The following is a 19829-nucleotide window of genomic DNA, read 5'->3' as shown; positions in this document are numbered from 1 at the left end:
ACCACGGGCCAGGCTGGCGCCCCTGGCCCGGAGGCGGCCCCATGACGCGCAACGTGATCCGCCAGGGCTGGGACCAGTTCTCGCTGTACCTGCCCGTCGTGCTCATGGGCCTGCTGGCGCTGGGCACCTGGTGGCTGGTGCGCAACGCGCCCATGCCCCTGCTGCCCGTCGCCGAACGCCAGCAGGGGCACCAGCCAGACTACTTCATGAAATCCTTCTCGGTGAAGAGCTTTGACGCCGCGGGGCGGCTGCAGAGCGAAGTGCAGGGCGCGGAGGCGCGGCACTACCCCGACACCGACACGCTGGAGATCGACAAGGCGCGCATGCGCTCGGTCACGCCCGCCGGGCGCCTCACCGTGGCCACGGCGGACCGCGCCCTGACCAACGCCGATGGTTCGGAGGTCCAGCTGTTCGGCAACGCCATCGTCACGCGCGAGCCCCTGGCCGCCAGGCCGGGGACGCCGGCGCAGCCGCGGCTTGAGTTCCGCAGCGAATTCCTGCACGCCTATACCAGCACGGAGCGTGTGCGTTCGGACAAGCCCGTCACCCTCACGCGCGGCAACGATCGCTTCACCGCCGACGGCATGGACTACGACAACCTCGACCAGGTGCTGCAACTGCGCGGGCGCGTGCGCGGCGTGCTCCAGCCCGGCACGGCCAAGCCCTAGCCGCCGAGCCCACCCCTGCCCCTGCCCGGAGCCCCCCATGACCACTCCCCTTGTCTTCATCACCGGAGCGTCCAGCGGCATCGGGCAGGCGCTGGCCCTGCGTTTTCATCGCTCGGGCTACCGCCTGGCGCTGGCGGCGCGCCGGACATCCGAGGTAAAAACATGGGCTGACGCACAAGGAATAAGCGCGGATAGCTACGAAATTTATAGCGCAGACGTGGCGGTCACCGACAGCATCGTTGCGGCGGGCCGCGACTGTGTCGCGCGCCAGGGAGTGCCGGACGTGGTCATCGCCAATGCCGGCATCAGCGTGGGCATGGACACGGCCGTGCGTGATGACCTCGAAGTGATGGCGCGCACCTTTGCCACCAACAATATCGGCGTGGCGGCCACGTTCCACCCCTTTGTCGATGCCATGGCACAGCGGGGCAGCGGCGCCCTGGTGGGCATCGGCAGCGTGGCGGGCATCCGGGGCCTGCCCGGTCACGGCGCCTACTGCGCCAGCAAGGCCGCCGTCATCAGCTATTGCGAAAGCCTGCGCGGGGAAATGCGCCCGCACGGCGTGCGCGTGGTCACCATTTCGCCGGGCTACATCGACACGCCGCTCACGCGCCAGAACCGCTACAGCATGCCGTTTCTGATGCAGGCCGGTGATTTCGCGGACCATGCCTACCGGGCCATCACCCAGGGCGTGAGCTACCGGGTCATCCCGTGGCAGATGGGGGTGGTCGCCAAGGTGCTGCGGCTCCTGCCGAACGCGCTTTTCGACAAGCTGCTGTCAGGCCGCCCCCGCAAGCGGCGCCAGGACGAGCAGACATAGCGCGCCGACCCCGCCCCGGGGCGCCGCCCATGAAAAAAGCCCCCGAAGGGGCTTTGGCCTTGCCAGGAAAACTCCACGGCAGGGTGCTTCTTCAGTAGCTGCTGCCGCCGCCACCGCCATAGCCGCCACCGCCGCCGTTGCGGCCACCACCGCCACCGCCGCCGTTGCGGGAACCGGAGCCGTAGGGGCTGCGGAATCCACCTTCGCTGCGGCCGCCACCGCCGTAACCACCGCCGCCGCCACCCTCGCGGCCGCCGCCATAGCCACCACCGCCGCCTTCACGGCCACCGCCGTAGCCGCCACCACCACCGCTGCGGCCACCACCGCCGCCGTAGCCGCCGCCACCGCCGCCAAATCCACCGCTGCGGGGTGGGCGGGGCTCCATGGGGCGTGCTTCATTCACGACGATGCTGCGGCCGCCCAGGGGCTGGCCATTCATGCCGTTGATCGCGGCCTGGGCTTCTGCGTCGCTGCCCATTTCCACGAAGCCAAAGCCCTTGGATCGACCCGTGTCGCGCTCCATCATGACCTTGGCGCTGGTCACTGCGCCGAATTGGCCGAAGGCCTGTTCCAGATCGCTGTCGCGCACCGAGTACGGCAGGTTGCCGACGTACAGTTTGTTGCCCATCGAGGGACTCCTCAAAAACACATGGATAAAGCGATGGAGTCCCGAAAACGCAGCCAGCTAATCTCAATGACGCTCTCAGCGCGAAACTGACGGATCACCGCAAACTTGGAAACGGGTTGCACCCGCCAACCCATTATGCGCCACACTTTTGCCGAAAAAGCAAGCGGTGATGCCGACTGTGGTGGCGATACCGCGCGGCCATGAAAAAAGGAGCCCTGAGGCTCCTTTGTCTTGCCTTCGGCAGGCCGCGAGGTCTGCCGATGAGGTCTTTTTAGTAGCTGCTACGGCCACCGCCGTAACCACCACCACCGCCGCCGCCGCTACGGCCACCGCCGTAACCGCCGCCGCCACCACCGCCGTAGCCGCCGCCACCACCGTTGCCGCCGCCGAAGCCGCCGCTACGGGGAGCACGGGGCTCCATGGGGCGGGCTTCATTGACCACGAGGTCACGGCCGCCGAAGTTTTGGCCATGCACGCCTTGGATGGCGGCTTGGGCTTCTGCATCGCTGCCCATTTCGACAAAGCCGAAGCCCTTGGAGCGGCCGGTGTCGCGCTCCATCATGACCTTGGCGCTGCCAACCGAGCCGTACTGGCTGAAGGTCTGCTGCAGATCTTCGTCGCGGAAAGAGTAGGGCAGGTTGCCCACGTAAAGTTTGTTGCCCATGAAGGACTCCTGAAAAAACATGAAAACGCGATGGAGCCCGACGCAATCAACAAACCTGTGACGACTTCAAAGACGCGAAACTGACCATTCACCGCTAAGCTAACTGCTCTCCTGCAAGCAGAAAAGCGAACCCATTATTAATCACTTTATGTGGCGCGTGGGGTTTTATTTCTGGGGAAAGCCGCCCGTCGTGCACAAATCAGGGGTTTTCACGCGTGCGCGGAAGGGTTTTCCCGAGGAAAAAAGACAGGCGGTCACGGCCGGGGCACCCCCGCCAGGCTGGCGCAGGGTAAAATACGCGGGTCTTTGGGGAGTAGCCCGCCCGGTGCGCAATGCGCCGGGGGCATGCGTCAACAAACTTGGGTCCGGTGGACCTATGGCGCATGCGGTTTTCTAGCTGGGCGAGACCATTGACTGCATGCCGATCCAAATGGCCGGAGTCGGGGTGCAGTCAATGCGTTTCGAACAACATCCGGCCGGACAGGACCCCCACATGGAACCGTTTTTCATCTCCACCGCCATCGTCGCGCTCGCCGAAATGGGCGACAAGACGCAGCTTCTGGCGCTCGTGCTCGCCGCACGCTTTCGCAAACCCTGGCCCATCGTCCTCGGTATCCTGGTGGCCACGCTGGTCAACCATGGCCTGGCCGGCGCCGTGGGCTCGTGGGTGACGACGTTCGTGGGGCCGCAGATCCTGCGCTGGATCCTGGGGGCATCGTTCATCGCGATGGCCATCTGGATGCTGATCCCCGACAAGCTTGACGAAGGCGAGGCCGACGGCTCGCCGCGCTGGGGGGTGTTCGGCACCACGCTGATCGCGTTCTTCCTGGCCGAGATGGGCGACAAGACGCAGATCGCCACCGTCATGCTGGCCGCGCAGTACAACGCCTACCTGTGGGTGGTGGCAGGCACCACGCTGGGCATGATGATCGCCAACGCGCCCGTGGTGTGGCTGGGCGAGCGCATCACCCGCCGGGTGCCGATCCGCGCGGTGCACATCGTGTCTGCCGTGATCTTCCTGGTGCTGGGGCTGCTGGCCATCTTCACGCCGGTCGGCTGAGGGAGGCTGCGAAAAGCAGGAGCCATCCGCAGGCGCTTTTGGTATATTTGCCAGACGCGCCGATTTGCCACAGCTTGCGGGCGCTTTATAAATCCTGCTAAAGACCCGTCCGACCTATGTACCCGGCCTCGTTTTTAGCGACGCCGGGTTTTTTTGTCCTGGGGCGGCGCTCCAGGCCAGGGCGGCTTCCTTGTTTGTGGAGCAGCGGCGCGCGCAAGCGGTGGAACATGAGGGCTCACCAGTTCCAACTATGTCGTTCATCGCAACACCTCAGACCATGCACTTTGCGGAGGTGCTGCCGCTGCAAAGCGGTGCGTCCATCCGCGACTACCACCTGGCCTACGAGACCTACGGCACGCTCAACGCCGACCGCTCCAATGCCGTGCTCGTGTGCCACGCGCTCAACGCCTCGCACCACGTGGCGGGCGTCTACGCGGGGCAGGACAAGAGCGAAGGCTGGTGGGACAACATGATCGGCCCGGGCAAGCCCGTGGACACCGACCGCTTCTTCGTCATCGGCGTGAACAACCTGGGCTCATGCTTCGGCTCCACCGGCCCCATGCACAACCACCCCGACACGGGCGAGGTCTACGGCGCGGATTTCCCGGTGGTCACGGTGGAGGACTGGGTCAACGCCCAGGCCCGCCTGCTCGACCGCCTGGGCATCCAGCAGCTCGCCGCCGTGCTGGGCGGCAGCCTGGGCGGCATGCAGGCGCTCTCCTGGACGCTGCAGTACCCCGAGCGCATGCGCCACGCGGTGGTGGTGGCCAGCGCGCCCAACCTCACGGCCGAGAACATCGCCTTCAACGAGGTGGCCCGCCGCGCCATCGTGACGGACCCGGACTTTCACGGCGGCCACTTCTACCGGCACGGCGTGATCCCCAAGCGTGGCCTGCGCATCGCCCGCATGATCGGCCACATCACGTACCTGAGCGACGACGTGATGAACGAGAAGTTCGGGCGGCAGCTGCGCGAGGGCCTGGAACTCAAGTACAGCACGCAGGACATCGAATTCCAGATCGAGAGCTACCTGCGCTACCAGGGCGACAAGTTCAGCGACTACTTCGATGCCAACACCTACCTGCTGATCACGCGCGCGCTGGACTACTTCGACCCCGGGCGCACCCAGGGCGGCAACCTCACGCGGGCGCTGGCGCGGGCCACGGCGCGCTTCCTGCTGGTGAGCTTCACCACCGACTGGCGCTTTTCACCCAAGCGCAGCCGCGAGATCGTCAAGGCGCTGCTCGACAACCGCCGCAGCGTGAGCTACGCCGAGATCGACGCGCCCCACGGGCATGATGCCTTTTTGCTCGATGACGCCCGCTACATGGGCGTGATGCGCTCTTACTTCGATAGCATTGCAAAGGAGCTGCAGCCATGACCGAAAAAGCGGCGATGCAAGCCCTGGCACGCCTGGTGCCCCCCGGCTCGCGCGTGCTCGACCTGGGCTGCGGCAACGGTGCCATGCTCGACTACCTGCAGCGCGAGCGCGGCTGCAGCGGCTACGGCGTGGAGATCGACGATGCCAACGTGCTCGCCTGCGTGCAGCGCGGCGTCGATGTGATCCAGCTCAACCTCGACGAGGGCCTGGCCATGTTCGGCGACAACTCGTTCGACGTGGTGCTGCAGCTCGATACGCTGCAGCACCTGCGCAATGCCGAAACCATGCTGCGCGAGACGGCGCGCGTGGGCCGCACGGGCGTGGTGGCCTTCCCCAACTTTGCGCACTGGCCCAACCGCCTGTCCATCCTGCGCGGTCGCATGCCCGTCACGCGGCGCCTGCCCTACCAGTGGTACGACACGCCCAACATCCGCGTGGGCACCTACAAGGACTTCGAGGTGCTGGCCACCAAGAACAGCCTGCGCATCCTGGATGCCTTCGGCCTGCAGGATGGGCAGGAGGTGCGCTGGCTGCCGAATGCGCGCGCGGGCACGGCGGTCTTCCACTTCGAACACGCGTAGCGCTTGTGGGTGTGTGCGCCCCGGCGACACGCCGCTGTCAAGCGCATCGGCTAAGGTGCGGGCTCTGTTTGTAGGAGACCCGCATGAAACGCATTGCACTGCGCGCCACGACTGCTGCCGCGTTGCTCGCCACCTGGGCGCTGGGCGCCATGGCCCAGGCCTGGCCGCCCACTCCCACCGTGATCGCCCACCGGGGCGCCTCGGCGCTGCGGCCCGAGCACACGCTGGCGGCGTACCAGCAGGCCATTGACGATGGCGCCGACATTATCGAGCCCGACCTGGTCATCACCAAGGACGGCGTGCTGGTGGCCCGGCACGAGAACGCCATTGCCATCCTGGGCGCCGATGGCTCGGTGAAGGAAGCCACCACCGACGTGGTGGACCGCCCCGAGTTCGCGGGCCGCAAGGCCACCAAGACCATCGACGGCCAGTCCATCACCGGCTGGTTCACCGAGGACTTCACGCTGGCCGAGCTGAAAACCCTGCGCGCCCGCGAGCGCATCCCCGCGCAACGCCCCGCCAACGTGGCCTACAACGGCCAGTTCGAGGTGCCCACGCTGCAGGAGGTGATCGACCTGGCCAAGGCGGCGACGGCCAAAACCGGCCGCGTGGTCGGCATCTACCCCGAGACCAAGCACCCCACCTATTTCCAGTCCATCGGCCAGCCGCTGGAGGCGCCGCTGCTCGCCGTGCTGGAGAAGAACGGCTGGAACCACAAGGACGCCCCCGTGTTCGTGCAGTCGTTCGAGGTGGCCAACCTGCAGGCGATCCGCAGGCTCAGCAGCGTGCGCCTGGTGCAGCTGGTGGCTCCCTCGGGCCGGCCGTATGACTTTGTGGCCCAGGGCGCGGCCAATGCGCGCGGTTATGCCGACCTGATCACGCCCGAAGGCCTGAAGCAGGTGGCCACGTATGCCAATGCCATCGGCCCTTTCAAGACCCTGGTCGTGCCGGTGAAGGACGGCCTGCCCGGCGAACCCACGCCGCTGGTCGCGCGTGCCCGCGCCGAAGGCCTGGCCGTGCACATCTGGACGCTGCGGCCCGAGAACGCCTTCCTGCCCGCCGGCCTGAAGAAGGCTCCGGCGGCGGATGGCACGGCGCGCGGCGACAGCGCGGCCGAGATCACGGCGTATCTGCGCGCGGGCATCGACGGCTTCTTTACCGATGACCCCGCCGTGGGCCGCGCCGCGGTGCGGGCGTTCGCCGGCAAGCAGTGAAGCCGGGCGGCGGCCCCGGAAGGCGCGGCGTGTCGCGGCGCGGCCATGCCGCTCAGGAAGAGTCGCTTTCCACGACCGCCTTCACGGCGGCCAGGGCCCGTGGCAGGTCCTCGCAGGGGATGGAGCCCAGCGCCAGGCGCAGCGCATGCGGCACGTGTGCCGTGGTGGCAAACCCTTCGGCGGTGGACACCGCAACGCCGCGCTGCGCGAGCGCCCCGGCCACGCGGTCCGCACGCTGGTCGTCGCCCAGCGGCAGCCAGGCAAAGTACGAATGCGGGTGCCGCACCAGCGGCAGCCCGGCCAGGGCCTCGCTGGCGATGGCCTGGCGGCGGGCCGCGTCGGTGCGCTTTTCGGCCTCCAGGCGCGCCACGGTGCCGTCCTCGATCCAGCCGCAGGCGATGGCAGTGATCACGCCCGCCGTGTTCCAGGAGGTGGCACGCACGGCGCGCTCGATGGGGGCGATCAGCGCCGGCGCGGCCGCGACAAAACCAAAGCGCAGGCCCGTGGCCACGTTCTTCGACAGGCTCGACAGGTAGACCGTGCGCTCGGGCGCCAGCGCGGCCACGGGCGGCGGCGCGTCGGCCGCCAGGTAGGCGTAGGGGGCGTCCTCCAGCACCAGCAGGTCGTGGGCGCGCGCCAACGCCACCAGGCGCTTGCGGGCCCCCGCATCCATCACGCAGCCCAGCGGGTTGTGCAGCGTGGGCATGGTGTAGATGGCGCGCACGGGCCGGGCCTGGCACAGGCGCTGCAGGGCGTCCAGGTCCGTGCCGCCCGGCCCGACGGGTACGGGCGCCAGGTCCAGCCGCATGCGCTCGGCCAGCACGCGAAAACCGGGGTAGGTGAGGGCATCCACCGCCACCACATCGCCGGGGCTGAGCAGCCCCAGCGCCGCCACCGCCATGCCGTGCTGCGCACCGTTGACGATGAGCACCTGCTCGCCGGTCACCCACAGCTGGCGGGTGGCCAGGTGCCGGGCGACGATGGCGCGCTCGTGCGGCCGCCCGCCGTAGGGGTGGTAGTGCAGCAGGGATTCCAGGTCGCCCGATGCCGCCAGCCTGCGCAGCGCGTCGCGCAGCAGGTCCGCCTGCCCCGGCACGCCGGGGCTGTTGAACGACAAGTCCGCCGAGCCGGGTGCGGGCGTGGCCAGGTCGGCGCCCAGGCCGCGCGGGCAGGAGGCATCGCGCACGAAGGTGCCGCGCCCGGTTTCGCCCACCACCAGGCCAATGGCCTCCAGCTCGGCGTACACGCGGCTGGCGGTGGCCAGCGCCAGGCCGTGGCGCTGCGCCAGGGCGCGGTGCGTGGGCAGCCGGGTGCCGGGCCGCAGCCGGCCCGCGCGGATGTCGGTGGCCAGCGCATCCACCACCTGCTTGTACCGGACCTGGCCCATGGCGCCTCCGCAGTGTATTCATGACAATTTTTTGATTGTATTGAACACCGCCGATACCATGGGCTCCACTGTTCATCCACCGCCGGCGGGGGCCGTTTTCCCGCCAGGAGAAGCACCATGCGCATTGCCATACTGACGTTCGAAGGTTTCAACGAGCTGGACTCGCTCATCGCCCTGGGTGTTCTCAACCGGGTGAAGAAGCCGGGCTGGCAGGTGTGCCTGGCCTGCCCCGCGCCCCGGGTGCGATCCATGAACGGCGTGGTGGTGGAAGCGCAGGCGCCGCTGTCCTGGGCCCGCACGGCCGATGCCGTGCTGGTGGGCAGCGGCATGCAGACGCGCGAGGTGGTGAACGACGCATCCCTGATGGCGCAGATGGACTTCGACCCCGCCCGCCAGTTGCTGGGCGCCCAGTGTTCGGGCACGCTGGTGCTGGCCCGCCTGGGCCTGCTCGGCGGCGTGCCCGCCTGCACCGACCTGACCACGAGGCCCTGGGTGCAAGAGGCCGGGGTCACGGTGCTGAACCAGCCCCTGGTCGCGCACGGCAACATCGCCACGGCCGGCGGCTGCCTGGCCGCGCCGTACCTGGCCGCGTGGGTGATCGCCCGGCTGGAAGGCGTGGAGGCCGCGGAAAGCGCGCTTCACTACGTGGCTCCGGTTGGCGAGAAGGAGGCGTACGTGGCCCGCGCCATGGGCCACCTTGAAAAGTACCTGGCCCCGGCCTGAACGGGCGCCGCGGCGTCAGGGCGATGCGGGGGCCTGCGGCGCGGGGCTGGCGCTCGCGGTACCGGGTTTCGCGCCCCTGCGCCGCCCCAGGTCCCGCGCCTGCGCCACCCAGCCCGCCAGCCGCTCCTTGCTGGCGGTGCGCACCGGCCCGAAGCTGTGCACCCGCACGGGCCGGATGCCGCAATACTCCAGGATGGCCTTCTTCATCTGGTGATGCCCCGGCATGCGCGTGACCCAGCGGAAGTACCAGGGCGGTGAATCCATGGTCACCAGCAGTTCGCCCGAGCGCCCTGCCAGCAGCCTGTCCCACAGCGGCGAGCCGGCGCGGTACTTGAACGCGTAGCCGGGCAGGAAGGTGCGGTCGATGAAACCCTTGAGCAGCGCGGGCATCGCGCCCCACCAGATGGGGTAGACCCACACGAGGTGTCCGGCCCAGCGGATGTCGGCCTGTGCGGCGGCCAGATCGGGCTCCAGGGGCTGCGCGGCGCCGTAGCCCAGGAACAGCGGATCGAACGCCAGCTGCCCCACGTCGAGGAACCGCACCTCGGCGCCCGCGTCCAGCGCCCCTTCGGCATAGGCGCGGGCCATGCCCGCGCACAGGCTGGCGGGCGCCGGGTGGCCCAGGATGACCAGAATGCGTTGTTGTGCCACAGAACCTCCATCACACACGTTGTTGTCGATGGCGCCATGGTCACCTTGCCCCACGGGGCAGAGTCAAGCAGCTGGATCAAGCCGGCGCGCGATGCGGCGCGCCCCGCGCCACCGGGGCGGTGAATTGCCGGGCGTCGCGGGCCGCGGGCGGAACCGGCGCGGCCACGGCGCAGGCCTGCGCCGTGGCGGGCACGGCCATGCCGTCGCAGGCATGCAGTTGCGCCTGCAGCTGCGCCAGTTCGGCATCGAGCGCCTGCAGCCGCAGCAGCTCCTGCGCCACCGCCACCCGCCGGGCCGCCACCCGCTGCGCCATGCGGTCCCCGCCCTCGGCGGTGTGCATCTGGTCCAGGCCGTCGAGTTCCGACAGCCGAAAGCCCAGGGCCTGGGCCTGGCGGATCAGCCGCACCTGGGCCACATCGGCCTCGCCGTACTGGCGGTAGCTGCCGTTGCGCGCCACGGTGCCCAGCAGGCCCCGCCCCTCGTACAGGCGGATGGCCTTGGGGGTGGTGCCGGTGCGTCGGGCGAGTTCTCCAATGCGCATGCGTGTGTCCTTGGTGTACCGTCAGGCTGCTATTGAATATATAGCTGTTCGCGCTTGTCCATGCAGCGCCAGGGGCTGTTTTGAGCCTATTGCTTCGCGGCGGGGCGCCCAGGCCCCCATGCCGCGCGATAAGCTGCCGGGTCCCGACGCCCTCCACCGCCTGCCATGCCCCAGTTTGCCGCCAACCTGAGCCTGATGTACACCGAGCTGCCGTTCCTGCAGCGCTTCGAGGCCGCCGCGCGCGACCGGTTCACCGCCGTGGAGTTCCAGTTTCCGTACGCGTTCGCGCCCGCCGAGGTGGCCGCGCGGCTGCAGGACAGCGGCCTGCAGCTGGTGCTGTTCAACGCCCCGGCGGGCGGCACCGACCGCGCCGGCATGGCCGCCGCCTGGGAACACGGCGCACGCGGCACGGCCGCGCTGCCGGGGCGCGAGGCAGAGTTCCGCGCGGGAGTCGAGGAAGCCCTGCGCCATGCCGAGGTGCTGGGCTGCCCGCGCATCCATGTGCTCTCGGGCACCGTGCCGCCGGGCGTCGAGCGCGAATCGCTCAAGGACCTGTGCGCGGGCAACCTGCGCTGGGCGGCAGCGCAGGCCGCGCGGGCCGGGCGCGAGATCCTCATCGAGCCCATCAACCTGCGCGACATGCCGCGCTACTTCCTGAACCGGCAGGACCATGCCCACGAGCTGCTGGATGCGGTGCAGGCCGACAACCTCAAGGTGCAGATGGACCTGTACCACTGCCAGATCGTGGAAGGGGACCTGGCGGCCAAGCTGCGGCGCTACCTGCCCACGGGCCGCGTCTCGCACATCCAGATCGCCGGCGTGCCCGGCCGCCACGAGCCCGACACCGGCGAGCTGAATTACCCCTACCTCTTCGACACCATCGATGCCCTGGGCTACCGCGGCTGGGTCGGCTGCGAATACCGGCCGGCGGCCGGCACCTCCCAGGGCCTGGGCTGGATGAGGGGGAAGACCCCCTGATCCGCGTTGGGCCGTCCCCCCGGGGGGCGCCCCGTTTCGCACGCTATGGTCCATGCAGGGGCCGCGTCGAGGTACGCAGCTTTGCGTAAGGGAATGCGTGAATAAATGTAACAAGCCTCCGGACTTAGAGTGAAGCAGCGTGTTCTCAGGCGTTTGAGAACCCTTTCTGAGACCGGCCCAGCCGGCTTTGGGCTTTCAATCTCCAGGAGACATACCGCATGGCCGCTTCCCTTGCCAACAACCGTTCCGTCGCCCGGCAGGTCACGCTGGCGGCCATTGCGCTGGTGGCCCTGGTGCTGGTGTTCGTGGGGCTGGCCATCGCCGTGCTGACCGAGCGCAGCACGCGCGCCCAGGTGGTGGCCAGCGTCGGCGACACGGCGCAGAGCGTGGCCCAGTCGCTGGACGCGGCCGACAACACCAACCGCGAACTGGTGCAGCTCACCATGCGGGGCTTTCAGCGCTACTTCGAGGGCGTGATGCACCTGGACGAGGCCACGGGCGAGCTGCGCAGCTACGGCGCGCTGGTCAACGAGGACTACGGCTCGGTCGACAAGTTCGCCAGCGAGACGGGCGGCATCGCCACGGTGTTCGCGCGCAAGGGCGAGGACTTCATGCGCGTGACCACGTCGGTCAAGAACGACAAGGGCGAGCGCCAGCAGGGCACGCCCCTGTCCCGCGACGACCCGGCCTACGCCACGGTGGCCAGGGGCGAGCCCTACACCGGCGTCACCGTGGTGGGGGGCAAGCCCTACATGGGCCACTACCTGCCGTCCAAGGACGCCTCGGGCAAGGTGATCGCGCTGCTCTTTATAGGCAACGACATCAGCGTGTTCCATGCCATGCTGCAAAAGCAGGTGGCGCAGACAAAATTCTTCGAGCACGGCGGCACCTACGTGGTCAACCCCGGCGCCTCGCTCGACAAGGCCGTGTTCGTGTACCACCCCACGGCGCGCGGCAAGCGCGTGCTGGAGGCCTACCCCGAGGCGCGCCCCTTCTTCGAGGCGCTGGCCGCCTCCGGCGACGGCTTCGTGCGCGAGGCCGCGCCCGTGCTGGGCGCGGGCGCCACCGACCCCTGGGCGCTGGTGCGCAAGACGGGCGGGGGCTGGTGGGTGGTGGCCGAGGTGGCCGACGGCGAAGCCATGGCCAGCCAGCGCCGCGTCACGCTGGCGGTGTGGGGCCTGATGGCCCTGGCCGTGGTGCTGCTGGCCATCGGCCTGTTCCTCATGCTGCGCCGGGGCGTGAGCCGCCCGCTGCAGGACCTCACGCAGGCCATCACGCTGGTGGCGCAGGGCGACCTCACCGAGGAATTCCGCACCACGCGGCGCGACGAGATCGGCGCGCTGGTGCAGGAGGTCGAAGGCATGCGCCAGCGCTACACGCAGATGCTGCAGCAGGTGCGCACGGCGGTGGACAGCATCACCACCGCCAGCGCCGAGATCGCCAGCGGCAACCAGGACCTGTCGGCCCGCACCGAGGCCACGGCCAGCAGCCTGGCCCAGACGGCACAGAGCATGGAGCAGCTCACGTCCACGGTGCGCCAGTCGGCCGATGCCGCGCGCCAGGCCAACCAGCTGGCCAGCACCGCCGCCGCCGTGGCCGCGCGCGGCGGCCAGGTGGTGGGCGAGGTCGTCACCACCATGGGCGACATCAACCAGAGCTCGCGCAAGATCGCCGACATCATCAGCGTGATCGACTCCATCGCCTTCCAGACCAACATCCTCGCGCTCAACGCGGCGGTGGAGGCGGCGCGCGCGGGCGAACAGGGCCGGGGCTTCGCGGTGGTGGCCAGCGAGGTGCGGTCGCTGGCGGGGCGCAGCGCCGAGGCGGCGCGCGAGATCAAGGCGCTCATCGGCGCCTCGGTGGAGCGCGTGGAGTCGGGCGCGCGCCTGGTGCAGAACGCGGGCAGCACCATGGACGAGATCGTGGGCTCTGTCCAACGCGTGGGCGACATCATTGGCGAGATCACGGCGGCCTCGGGCGAGCAGTCCGACGGCATCGGCCAGGTGAACACGGCGGTGAACCAGCTCGACCAGATGACCCAGCAGAACGCCGCGCTGGTGGAGCAGTCCGCCGCCGCCGCCCAGAGCCTGCGCGACCAGGCGCAGCGGCTGGCCGGGGCGGTGCAGGTCTTCAAGCTCTCGCGCGGCCCCGGCGGCGAGCCTGCGCCCGCGGACCGGCCGGCCTTGGCAGCGTCCCCCGCCCCCGCCCCCGCCCCCGCCCGGCTGCGCTGACGGGCGCGGGCCTGCGGGGGCCGGCGCGGGTGGCTTGGCAATTGATCGGTTCTCGCGCCCGATTCCATGGTTTATGCTGGGCTGAACTTCCTTGTCCGCACAACCCCACCTGCCCGCCATGGCCGCCCATGTTCCCACCATGCTGGCAATGATCATTGTCAGTTCGCTGATGATGGCGGCCTCCATGGCCGTGGTGGGCTGGGGGCGCCGGCGCGACGGCCTGGGGCGGTGGGCCGCCGCCCTGCTGGTCAATGCCATGGGGCACCTGCTGATCATGCTGCGCGGGCAGGTGCCGGACGCGCTGTCCGTGGTGGTGGGCAACCTGCTGCTGTCCTGCGTCTTCGTGGGGATGATCGCGGCGATCTACCAGTTCCAGGGCCGTCCGGTGCGGTGGCTGCTCTTGCTCACGCCGTCCGCGCTGGTCACGGGGTTCGTCATCGCATTCATCGACAACTTTCCGGCGCGCGTGAGCTTCGTGGGCCTGGCCATCGGCCTGCAGGCCGTGTGGGCCCTGGCCGCGGCGCTGGAGCGCCGCCATGCCACCGTGGGGCGCGGCCAATGGCTGCTGGTGGCGGGGCTCGGGCTGGAGGCGCTGGTCCTGGGCGGCCGCGCGCTGCTGGCCCTCAGCGCCAGCGAGGCGGCCACCGGCATCCTGCAGGGCAGCGCCCTGCAGACCCTGACCTTCATGGGCACCGTGTCGGTGGTGCTCATCAGCTCCATGGGCTTCGTGTTCATGTCGCGCGACCGCGCGGACGAAAACAACCGCATCATGGCGGCGCTCGATCCGCTCACGGGCGTGGCCAACCGCCGCGCGCTGATCGCCGCGCTGGACCGCGACGTGGCGCGCGCCGTGCGCACGCGCGAGTCCATCGCGCTGATGATGGTGGACATCGACCATTTCAAGCGCGTGAATGACCGCCACGGCCACCCCGCGGGCGACCAGGTGCTGTGCAGCGTGGTCAGCGTGCTGAAGGAGCGCGTGCGGGCGCAGGACCTCGTGGGCCGCTACGGCGGCGAGGAATTCATGGTGGTGCTGCCCGACACCACCCTGCTGGGGGCCGAGCAGCTGGCGCGCGAGCTGTGCAAGGCGGTGGAGGAATCGCGCTGCCGCGTTCGCCCCGCCGGCGCCGCCGATGCCGATGCGGGCGTGGGCATCGCCGTCACCGCGAGCATCGGCGTCTTCGGCGGCCGGCTGGAACCCGGCGACAGCTGGGACATGCTGATCGCCGCCGCCGACCGCGCGCTCTACCAGGCCAAGGAGAACGGGCGCAACCGCGTGGAGGTGGCCACGGCCCTGCGGCGCCCCGCCTCCCAGATGGCGGCGCGGGACAACCCCGAGACCCACCCGGCTTCCAGGTATTGAAATGCCTCCCCGCGCGCCCTCCCTCAGGGGGCGGCGCCCGCTGCGCGGGGGCTGGGGCACGTGCGGCGTCCGCGCCCGCCGTGAAGGTCTCTGCGCGCCCACCGTGGCGTCCGCGCGGGGGTTGTGTTGGAATGCTGTTTTTGGTCCCCCAGAGACTTTTTCAGGAGAGCCCCATGAATGCCCGTGTCCCCCACCAGATCCTGCAACCTGCACTCGCGCTCGAGCGGGTGAGCCAGGCGTGGGACGACGACATTGTTCGCCAGTTGACCGACTACATCGCCATCCCCGCCAAGTCGCCCATGTTCTCGCCCGACTGGGCCGAGCAGGGCCTGCTCGACACCGTGGTGCGCAACGCCGCCGCGTGGGTCGAATCGCAGAAAGTCGAAGGCCTCACGCTCGACGTCGTGCGCCTGGAAGGCCGCACCCCCGTGCTGTTCTTCGAGATCGCATCCACGCAGCCCGGCGCGACGGACACCGTGCTCATGTACGGCCACCTCGACAAGCAGCCCGAGTTCTCGGGCTGGCGCGGCGACCTGGGCCCCTGGACGCCCAAGTACGAGGACGGCAAGCTCTATGGCCGGGGCGGCGCCGACGACGGCTACGCGGTCTATGCCAGCATTGCGGCCGTGCAGGAATTGAAGCGCCAGAACGTGCCCCACCCGCGCATCGTGGGCCTGATCGAGACCTGCGAGGAAAGCGGCTCGCGCGACCTGCTGCCCTACATCGATGCCCTGAAGCCCCGCATGGGCAACGTGGCGCTGGTGGTGTGCCTGGATTCGGGCGCGGGCAACTACGACCAGCTGTGGCTCACCACCAGCCTGCGCGGCATGGCCACCGGCACGCTCAAGGTCGAGATCCTGACCGAAGGCATCCACTCGGGCGACGCCTCGGGCCTGGTGCCCTCGTCGTTCCGCATCATGCGCCAGGTGCTCGACCGGCTGGAAGACAGTGCCACCGGCCGCCTGCTGCCCCAGAGCTTCCACTGCGAGGTGCCCGCCGACCGCCTGGCCCAGGCCCGCGCCACGGCCGCCATCCTGGGCGAAGAGGTGTACAAGCGCTTCCCCTGGGCCCACTACGACTGCGGCGGCGCCACCACCTTCGCCCTGCCCACCACCACCGACCCGGTGCAGGCCCTGCTCAAGCGCACCTGGGAGCCCACGCTCAGCGTCACCGGCGCCGAGGGCTTCCCGGCGCTGCAGGACGCCGGCAACGTGCTGCGCCCCTACACCGCGTTCAAGCTCAGCCTGCGCCTGCCGCCCCTGGTGGATGCCGGCCAGGCCGTGCAGGAGCTCAAGGCCCTGCTCGAAGACAACGCGCCCTACCAGGCCAAGGTCACCTTCCAGGGCACGAGCGGCGCCACGGGCTGGAACGCGCCCAGCGCCACGCCCTGGTTCGAGCAGGCGCTGAACGAGGCCTCGCAGGCCCACTTCGGCGCGCCGTGCGGCCATATCGGACAGGGCGGCACCATCCCGCTCATGAACATGCTCAGCGAAGGCTTTCCCACCGCGCAGATGATGGTCTGCGGCGTGCTGGGCCCCAAGAGCAACGCGCACGGCCCCAACGAGTTCCTGCACGTGCCCTACGCCAAGAAGCTCACCGCCGCCGTGGCGCAGGTGATCGCGGCCATGGCGGCGCAGCAGGCCACCGCCGTGGCGGTCTGAACCCCACCGCGCGCATCGCCGCCCCCGCGCATGTGCCCTGGCGCTGCCTCCTCCCCCGGTGTGTGGATGCAGCCGCCGCCCTTCCCCCGCACCGCAACGCGCGCCGCCAGGGCGCTGGCCCGGCCGGCCGCGTTGCCTTGAGCCCGTTCCACCATGTCCTCTGACTCCATTGCGTCCACCCTGAGCACCTTGACCACCTTCACCGCGGGGGATGGGGAAAACCTGGCGGTGCAGGACTGGCCCCTGGTGGGGCGCGGCGTGCCGGCACGGGGCACCGTGCTGCTGGTGCACGGCCTGGGCGAACACGTGGGCCGCTACGACGCCCTGGCGCGGCGCCTGAATGCCTGGGGATTCGCCGCGCGCGGCTACGACCAGTACGGCCACGGCGAGTCGAGCGGCCCGCGCGGCGGCCTCACCTCGGACATGCGGCTGCTGGACGACCTGGCCGACATGGTGGACGCCACCCGTGCCCGCATGCCGGCCGGCCAGCCCCTGGTGCTGCTGGGCCACAGCATGGGCGGGCTGGTCGCCTCGCGTTTTGTGTCCCTGAACCTGCGGCCGGTGGATGCGCTGGTGCTCTCATCCCCCGCGCTCGACGCGGGCCTGGGCGCCGTGCAAAAACTGCTGCTGGCCACGCTGCCGCGCATCGCACCGAACCTGCGCGTGGGCAACGGGCTGGATACGCAGTACCTCTCCCACGACCCGGCCGTGCCCGCGGCCTACCTGGCCGACCCGCTGTGCCACGACCGCATCAGCGCGCGCCTGGCGCGCTTCATCGCCACGGGCGGCCCCGCCACGGTGGCCCGCGCCGCGCACTGGAGCGTGCCCACGCTGCTCCTGTGGGCGGGCAGCGACAAGCTGGTCAATCCCGCCGGCAGCCGTGCCTTCGCGGCCGCCGCGCCCCGGGCGCTGGTGCAGTCGCACGGCTTCGAGCCCTTGTTCCACGAGCTGTTCAATGAAAGCCCCGAACTGGCCGCGCCGGTGTTCGACATGCTGCGGCAGTGGCTGGAGCGGCGCTGCCCGGCGGCGGGGTGAGCGCCGCCGCAGCGGTTTCGGGCCAGAATGGCCGGTAGCGCTTGTCCATCAAGCGCTGAAAGCTACTATTTTTGTAGCAAACCGCCCAGCATTCCAAACAGGTCGCTGGACGTTCCAAACCCGCCCTGCGGCGCCTCGCCGCGCGGGCTGAGCTGGTCGATCAGGCCCGGCAGCACCTGGGCCAGCTGGCCTGCCGCCGCGCCGGAGCCCACGCCCAGCTGCGCGGCGATCTGCGACAGCGGGCCGTTGCCCAGCACGTCCGAAAGCTGCTCGCCCGAGATGGCCTGGTTGGGCCCCGCGCTGAGCCAGGAGGCGATCACGTTGCCCAGCCCGGCCTGCTGGAACCGGGCCATCAGGCCCGGCAGCCCGCCCACCGGGCCGTCGTTGCTGATGAGGGACATCACGGCCTGCACCAGCTGGGGGTTCTGCGCGGCCAGGCTCAGCAGGCCACCCAGCCCGCCTGCGGCACCGCCGCCGCCGGCGGAGCCCTGGGGGCCGCCCTGTGATGCGCTATTGATGACGGCACCCAATACGGAATCGAGCAAACCCATGGTGATCTCCTGCAGAAGGGGGTAAAAAACGGCCGAGCGCCGGCCCGGGGCCGCTCACGGCCCTGGGCCCGGTACCAGCGATGGTACGCATCCGCGCCCTGGCCCCAGTGTCAACAATCGTGAATTCCCCTACCGCCCGTGCGTGGGCGACGGGCTGGGCCGGCAAGGCTGGCAGGTGCCGGGCCGCCGGCCAGGGCGTGGCGGGAGGGCCCGCCGCCCGCCGTTCACTGGCTGCGCGCCGGGCGTTTCTCCAGCAGGGGTTCGCTCACGCCCTGCACCCCCACCAGGCCCAGCACCGTGACCAGCGAGGTCTGCGCCCCCTGCCAGGCATCGGTCAGGTCGATCCACTCCGACAGCGCATGGAAACCACCGGTCTTGCCCCCGCCCCCGATCACGATGGCCGGGATGCCCAGCGACATGGGCACGTTGGCATCGGTGCTCGCGCCACCCAGCACCGTCTTGCGGCCGAACGCGGTGTTGGCGCGCACGGCGGCTTCCACGATCAGCGAGTCCGCCGCCGTGCGGCCGCCGGGGCGGTCGCCGATGAGCCTGGTGGAGGCGGAGAGCGTGTTCACATTCCAGCGTGCGTTCTCCTCGGCCACGGCGGTATCGATGGCCGAGAGCACCTGCTTTTCGGTGGCCAGCAGCGGGGCCATCTCGTCGGAGCGGATGTCCACCGCCATGCGCGCATCGGGCGCGATGGTGTTCACCGAGGTGCCGCCGCCCACCGTGCCCACGGTGAAGGTGGTCTTGGGGGTGGCGGGCGTGCGGATCTCGGCGATCCTGGCGATCGCGCGGCCCATGCCGTGGATCGCGCTGGGCACCTGGCCGAAGGCCGCGTAGCTGTGGCCGCCCGGGCCCTTGAAGGTCACCTCGTGGCGGTGGCTGCCCGTGCCCAGCACCAGCACCGTGCCGTCGGGCGCGGGCTCCAGCGCCACCAGGCCGTCAATGTCCAGGTGCTCCTTGAACAGGTGCTTCATGCCGCGCAGGTTGCCCAGCTCTTCCTCGCCCACATTGCCCACGAACACCAGGTCGCCCACCGTGGCGATCTGCTGGTCGTTGAGCACCTTGAGCCACGACAGCAGCACGGCCAGGCCGCGCGTGTTGTCCGAGATGCCGGGCGCGTAGAGCTTGCCGTCGCGCTCCTTCACCTTCACGTCGGTGCCGGCGGGGAAGACGGTGTCCAGGTGGGCCGAGATCACGAGCTTGGGCCCGCTGCCCGTGCCCTTGCGGATGCCGACCACGTTGCCTTCGGCGTCGATGGCGGCGCTGGCCAGGCCCAGGGCCTTCAGGCGTGCGAGGAAGGCCTCGGCGCGCCTTTGCTCCTTGAACGGTGGCGCCTCGATCTCGGTGAGCATGCGGAGGTCTTGCGCCGCGCGGTCGTGGTCGGCCTTCACCGCGTCGAGCAGCTTCAGGATCTGGGGCGCCGCCATGAGCTGCGTGTAGGCCTGGTCCACGGCCGGGCGCAGCGTGGTGGGCGTGGCGGCGACGGCGCCTTGCGCGTGGGCGGCAGGGCCCAGCAGCGCGGCGGCCAGCGCCACGGCGCCGGGAGTGAAGCGGAAGATGGAGGCAGGGTTCTTCATGGTCGGGATGATGGAGAGGGCGGAGTTGCGAAGGAAGGGGGGCCCGGCCAGACGCGGGCCGCGGCATCCGGTGCGCGCGGCGCCTGGCACGCAAGCGCCCTGCAATTGT

At 70.0% G+C, this 19829-nt stretch carries 19 protein-coding genes and 1 riboswitch; of the genes, 12 read left to right on the top strand and 7 right to left on the bottom strand.

Annotated elements, in window-relative coordinates; all coding sequences use genetic code 11:
- Nucleotides 1–41: 41 nt before the first annotated feature.
- Both lptC and AC3RCE_RS25655 read left to right on the top strand, forming a co-directional pair.
- Nucleotides 42–668, top strand: coding sequence for an LPS export ABC transporter periplasmic protein LptC (gene lptC / locus AC3RCE_RS25660; protein ID WP_492254232.1), 627 nt, complete (start codon nucleotides 42–44; stop codon nucleotides 666–668).
- A gap of 37 nt (nucleotides 669–705) precedes the next feature.
- Nucleotides 706–1488, top strand: a complete 783-nt coding sequence (locus tag AC3RCE_RS25655; RefSeq protein WP_492254231.1) for an SDR family oxidoreductase — start codon at nucleotides 706–708, stop codon at nucleotides 1486–1488.
- A gap of 91 nt (nucleotides 1489–1579) precedes the next feature.
- Here the strand turns inward: AC3RCE_RS25655 and rbp (AC3RCE_RS25650) are convergent, their stop codons facing one another.
- On the bottom strand, nucleotides 1580–2116 hold the full coding sequence (gene rbp, locus AC3RCE_RS25650) for an RNA-binding regulator (protein WP_218339360.1): 537 nt from the start codon (nucleotides 2114–2116) through the stop codon (nucleotides 1580–1582).
- 271 nt (nucleotides 2117–2387) lie between these two features.
- Nucleotides 2388–2780 carry an RNA-binding regulator gene (rbp, locus tag AC3RCE_RS25645; RefSeq protein ID WP_218297021.1) on the bottom strand — a complete coding sequence of 131 codons (393 nt, stop codon included), beginning with the start codon at nucleotides 2778–2780 and terminating at the stop codon, nucleotides 2388–2390.
- Between the two features lie 296 nt (nucleotides 2781–3076).
- Nucleotides 3077–3250: riboswitch (yybP-ykoY riboswitch) on the top strand.
- Between the two features lie 23 nt (nucleotides 3251–3273).
- Between rbp (AC3RCE_RS25645) and AC3RCE_RS25640 the strand changes: the two genes are divergently transcribed.
- From AC3RCE_RS25640 to AC3RCE_RS25625, 4 genes are all read left to right on the top strand, one after another.
- A complete protein-coding gene (locus AC3RCE_RS25640) occupies nucleotides 3274–3840 on the top strand; it encodes a TMEM165/GDT1 family protein (RefSeq protein WP_218297022.1) in 567 nt (188 codons plus the stop codon).
- 250 nt (nucleotides 3841–4090) lie between these two features.
- Nucleotides 4091–5221, top strand: a complete 1131-nt coding sequence (gene metX / locus AC3RCE_RS25635) for a homoserine O-succinyltransferase MetX (RefSeq protein WP_492254230.1) — start codon at nucleotides 4091–4093, stop codon at nucleotides 5219–5221.
- Nucleotides 5218–5802, top strand: coding sequence for a methionine biosynthesis protein MetW (metW, locus tag AC3RCE_RS25630; RefSeq protein WP_010464865.1), 585 nt, complete (start codon nucleotides 5218–5220; stop codon nucleotides 5800–5802). Before metX ends, metW begins: the two co-directional genes overlap by 4 nt.
- A gap of 83 nt (nucleotides 5803–5885) precedes the next feature.
- On the top strand, nucleotides 5886–7016 hold the full coding sequence (locus AC3RCE_RS25625) for a glycerophosphodiester phosphodiesterase (protein WP_492254229.1): 1131 nt from the start codon (nucleotides 5886–5888) through the stop codon (nucleotides 7014–7016).
- A gap of 52 nt (nucleotides 7017–7068) precedes the next feature.
- Here the strand turns inward: AC3RCE_RS25625 and AC3RCE_RS25620 are convergent, their stop codons facing one another.
- Complete coding sequence (locus AC3RCE_RS25620; protein WP_369640900.1) at nucleotides 7069–8403, bottom strand: aminotransferase-like domain-containing protein; 1335 nt, start codon at nucleotides 8401–8403, stop codon at nucleotides 7069–7071.
- Between the two features lie 117 nt (nucleotides 8404–8520).
- Here AC3RCE_RS25620 and AC3RCE_RS25615 point away from each other — a divergent pair, with 117 nt between their 5' ends.
- The gene (locus tag AC3RCE_RS25615) at nucleotides 8521–9126 is read left to right on the top strand and encodes a DJ-1/PfpI family protein (RefSeq protein WP_369640899.1); all 606 of its coding nucleotides are present in this window, start codon (nucleotides 8521–8523) and stop codon (nucleotides 9124–9126) included.
- Nucleotides 9127–9141: 15 nt separating this feature from the next.
- Here AC3RCE_RS25615 and AC3RCE_RS25610 read toward each other — a convergent pair whose 3' ends face one another.
- Together AC3RCE_RS25610 and AC3RCE_RS25605 are read right to left on the bottom strand one after the other, a co-directional pair.
- On the bottom strand, nucleotides 9142–9714 hold the full coding sequence (locus AC3RCE_RS25610) for an NAD(P)H-dependent oxidoreductase (RefSeq protein WP_492255441.1): 573 nt from the start codon (nucleotides 9712–9714) through the stop codon (nucleotides 9142–9144).
- Between the two features lie 139 nt (nucleotides 9715–9853).
- Nucleotides 9854–10318: a MerR family transcriptional regulator gene (locus tag AC3RCE_RS25605; protein WP_218297028.1), complete on the bottom strand. Its 465-nt coding sequence runs from the start codon at nucleotides 10316–10318 to the stop codon at nucleotides 9854–9856.
- Between the two features lie 165 nt (nucleotides 10319–10483).
- On the opposite strand from AC3RCE_RS25605, the gene otnI reads away from it, so the two are divergent.
- The 5 genes from otnI (at nucleotide 10484) to AC3RCE_RS25580 (ending at nucleotide 17586) form a co-directional block, all read left to right on the top strand.
- The gene (gene otnI, locus AC3RCE_RS25600; RefSeq protein WP_492246439.1) at nucleotides 10484–11296 is read left to right on the top strand and encodes a 2-oxo-tetronate isomerase; all 813 of its coding nucleotides are present in this window, start codon (nucleotides 10484–10486) and stop codon (nucleotides 11294–11296) included.
- Between the two features lie 218 nt (nucleotides 11297–11514).
- Nucleotides 11515–13527, top strand: a complete 2013-nt coding sequence (locus AC3RCE_RS25595) for a methyl-accepting chemotaxis protein (RefSeq protein WP_492254228.1) — start codon at nucleotides 11515–11517, stop codon at nucleotides 13525–13527.
- Nucleotides 13528–13645: 118 nt separating this feature from the next.
- The gene (locus AC3RCE_RS25590) at nucleotides 13646–14890 is read left to right on the top strand and encodes a GGDEF domain-containing protein (protein ID WP_218297205.1); all 1245 of its coding nucleotides are present in this window, start codon (nucleotides 13646–13648) and stop codon (nucleotides 14888–14890) included.
- Nucleotides 14891–15063: 173 nt separating this feature from the next.
- On the top strand, nucleotides 15064–16551 hold the full coding sequence (locus AC3RCE_RS25585; protein ID WP_492254227.1) for a M20 family metallopeptidase: 1488 nt from the start codon (nucleotides 15064–15066) through the stop codon (nucleotides 16549–16551).
- 153 nt (nucleotides 16552–16704) lie between these two features.
- A complete protein-coding gene (locus tag AC3RCE_RS25580; protein WP_492254226.1) occupies nucleotides 16705–17586 on the top strand; it encodes an alpha/beta hydrolase in 882 nt (293 codons plus the stop codon).
- A gap of 65 nt (nucleotides 17587–17651) precedes the next feature.
- Here AC3RCE_RS25580 and AC3RCE_RS25575 read toward each other — a convergent pair whose 3' ends face one another.
- Nucleotides 17652–18137 carry a YidB family protein gene (locus AC3RCE_RS25575; protein WP_492254225.1) on the bottom strand — a complete coding sequence of 162 codons (486 nt, stop codon included), beginning with the start codon at nucleotides 18135–18137 and terminating at the stop codon, nucleotides 17652–17654.
- A gap of 224 nt (nucleotides 18138–18361) precedes the next feature.
- Nucleotides 18362–19720: a M20/M25/M40 family metallo-hydrolase gene (locus AC3RCE_RS25570; RefSeq protein ID WP_218297034.1), complete on the bottom strand. Its 1359-nt coding sequence runs from the start codon at nucleotides 19718–19720 to the stop codon at nucleotides 18362–18364.
- Nucleotides 19721–19829 lie beyond the last annotated feature (109 nt).

The sequence above is a fragment of the Acidovorax sp. GW823-FHT05D11 genome, from assembly GCF_058795695.1.
This window is presented reverse-complemented; position numbering and strand designations above follow the sequence as displayed.

Excerpts from the sequence above, each read along its gene's own strand:
- AC3RCE_RS25625 (WP_492254229.1), top strand. The coding sequence starts at position 5,886 with ATGAAACGCATTGCACTGCGCGCCACGACTGCTGCCGCGTTGCTCGCC.
- AC3RCE_RS25605 (WP_218297028.1), bottom strand. The coding sequence starts at position 10,318 with ATGCGCATTGGAGAACTCGCCCGACGCACCGGCACCACCCCCAAGGCC.
- AC3RCE_RS25570 (WP_218297034.1), bottom strand. The coding sequence starts at position 19,720 with ATGAAGAACCCTGCCTCCATCTTCCGCTTCACTCCCGGCGCCGTGGCG.
- AC3RCE_RS25640 (WP_218297022.1), top strand. The coding sequence starts at position 3,274 with ATGGAACCGTTTTTCATCTCCACCGCCATCGTCGCGCTCGCCGAAATG.
- AC3RCE_RS25590 (WP_218297205.1), top strand. The coding sequence starts at position 13,646 with ATGGCCGCCCATGTTCCCACCATGCTGGCAATGATCATTGTCAGTTCG.
- AC3RCE_RS25575 (WP_492254225.1), bottom strand. The coding sequence starts at position 18,137 with ATGGGTTTGCTCGATTCCGTATTGGGTGCCGTCATCAATAGCGCATCA.
- metW (WP_010464865.1), top strand. The coding sequence starts at position 5,218 with ATGACCGAAAAAGCGGCGATGCAAGCCCTGGCACGCCTGGTGCCCCCC.
- rbp (WP_218339360.1), bottom strand. The coding sequence starts at position 2,116 with ATGGGCAACAAACTGTACGTCGGCAACCTGCCGTACTCGGTGCGCGAC.
- otnI (WP_492246439.1), top strand. The coding sequence starts at position 10,484 with ATGCCCCAGTTTGCCGCCAACCTGAGCCTGATGTACACCGAGCTGCCG.
- AC3RCE_RS25585 (WP_492254227.1), top strand. The coding sequence starts at position 15,064 with ATGAATGCCCGTGTCCCCCACCAGATCCTGCAACCTGCACTCGCGCTC.
- lptC (WP_492254232.1), top strand. The coding sequence starts at position 42 with ATGACGCGCAACGTGATCCGCCAGGGCTGGGACCAGTTCTCGCTGTAC.
- AC3RCE_RS25580 (WP_492254226.1), top strand. The coding sequence starts at position 16,705 with ATGTCCTCTGACTCCATTGCGTCCACCCTGAGCACCTTGACCACCTTC.
- AC3RCE_RS25620 (WP_369640900.1), bottom strand. The coding sequence starts at position 8,403 with ATGGGCCAGGTCCGGTACAAGCAGGTGGTGGATGCGCTGGCCACCGAC.
- AC3RCE_RS25610 (WP_492255441.1), bottom strand. The coding sequence starts at position 9,714 with ATGGCCCGCGCCTATGCCGAAGGGGCGCTGGACGCGGGCGCCGAGGTG.
- rbp (WP_218297021.1), bottom strand. The coding sequence starts at position 2,780 with ATGGGCAACAAACTTTACGTGGGCAACCTGCCCTACTCTTTCCGCGAC.
- AC3RCE_RS25595 (WP_492254228.1), top strand. The coding sequence starts at position 11,515 with ATGGCCGCTTCCCTTGCCAACAACCGTTCCGTCGCCCGGCAGGTCACG.
- metX (WP_492254230.1), top strand. The coding sequence starts at position 4,091 with ATGTCGTTCATCGCAACACCTCAGACCATGCACTTTGCGGAGGTGCTG.
- AC3RCE_RS25655 (WP_492254231.1), top strand. The coding sequence starts at position 706 with ATGACCACTCCCCTTGTCTTCATCACCGGAGCGTCCAGCGGCATCGGG.
- AC3RCE_RS25615 (WP_369640899.1), top strand. The coding sequence starts at position 8,521 with ATGCGCATTGCCATACTGACGTTCGAAGGTTTCAACGAGCTGGACTCG.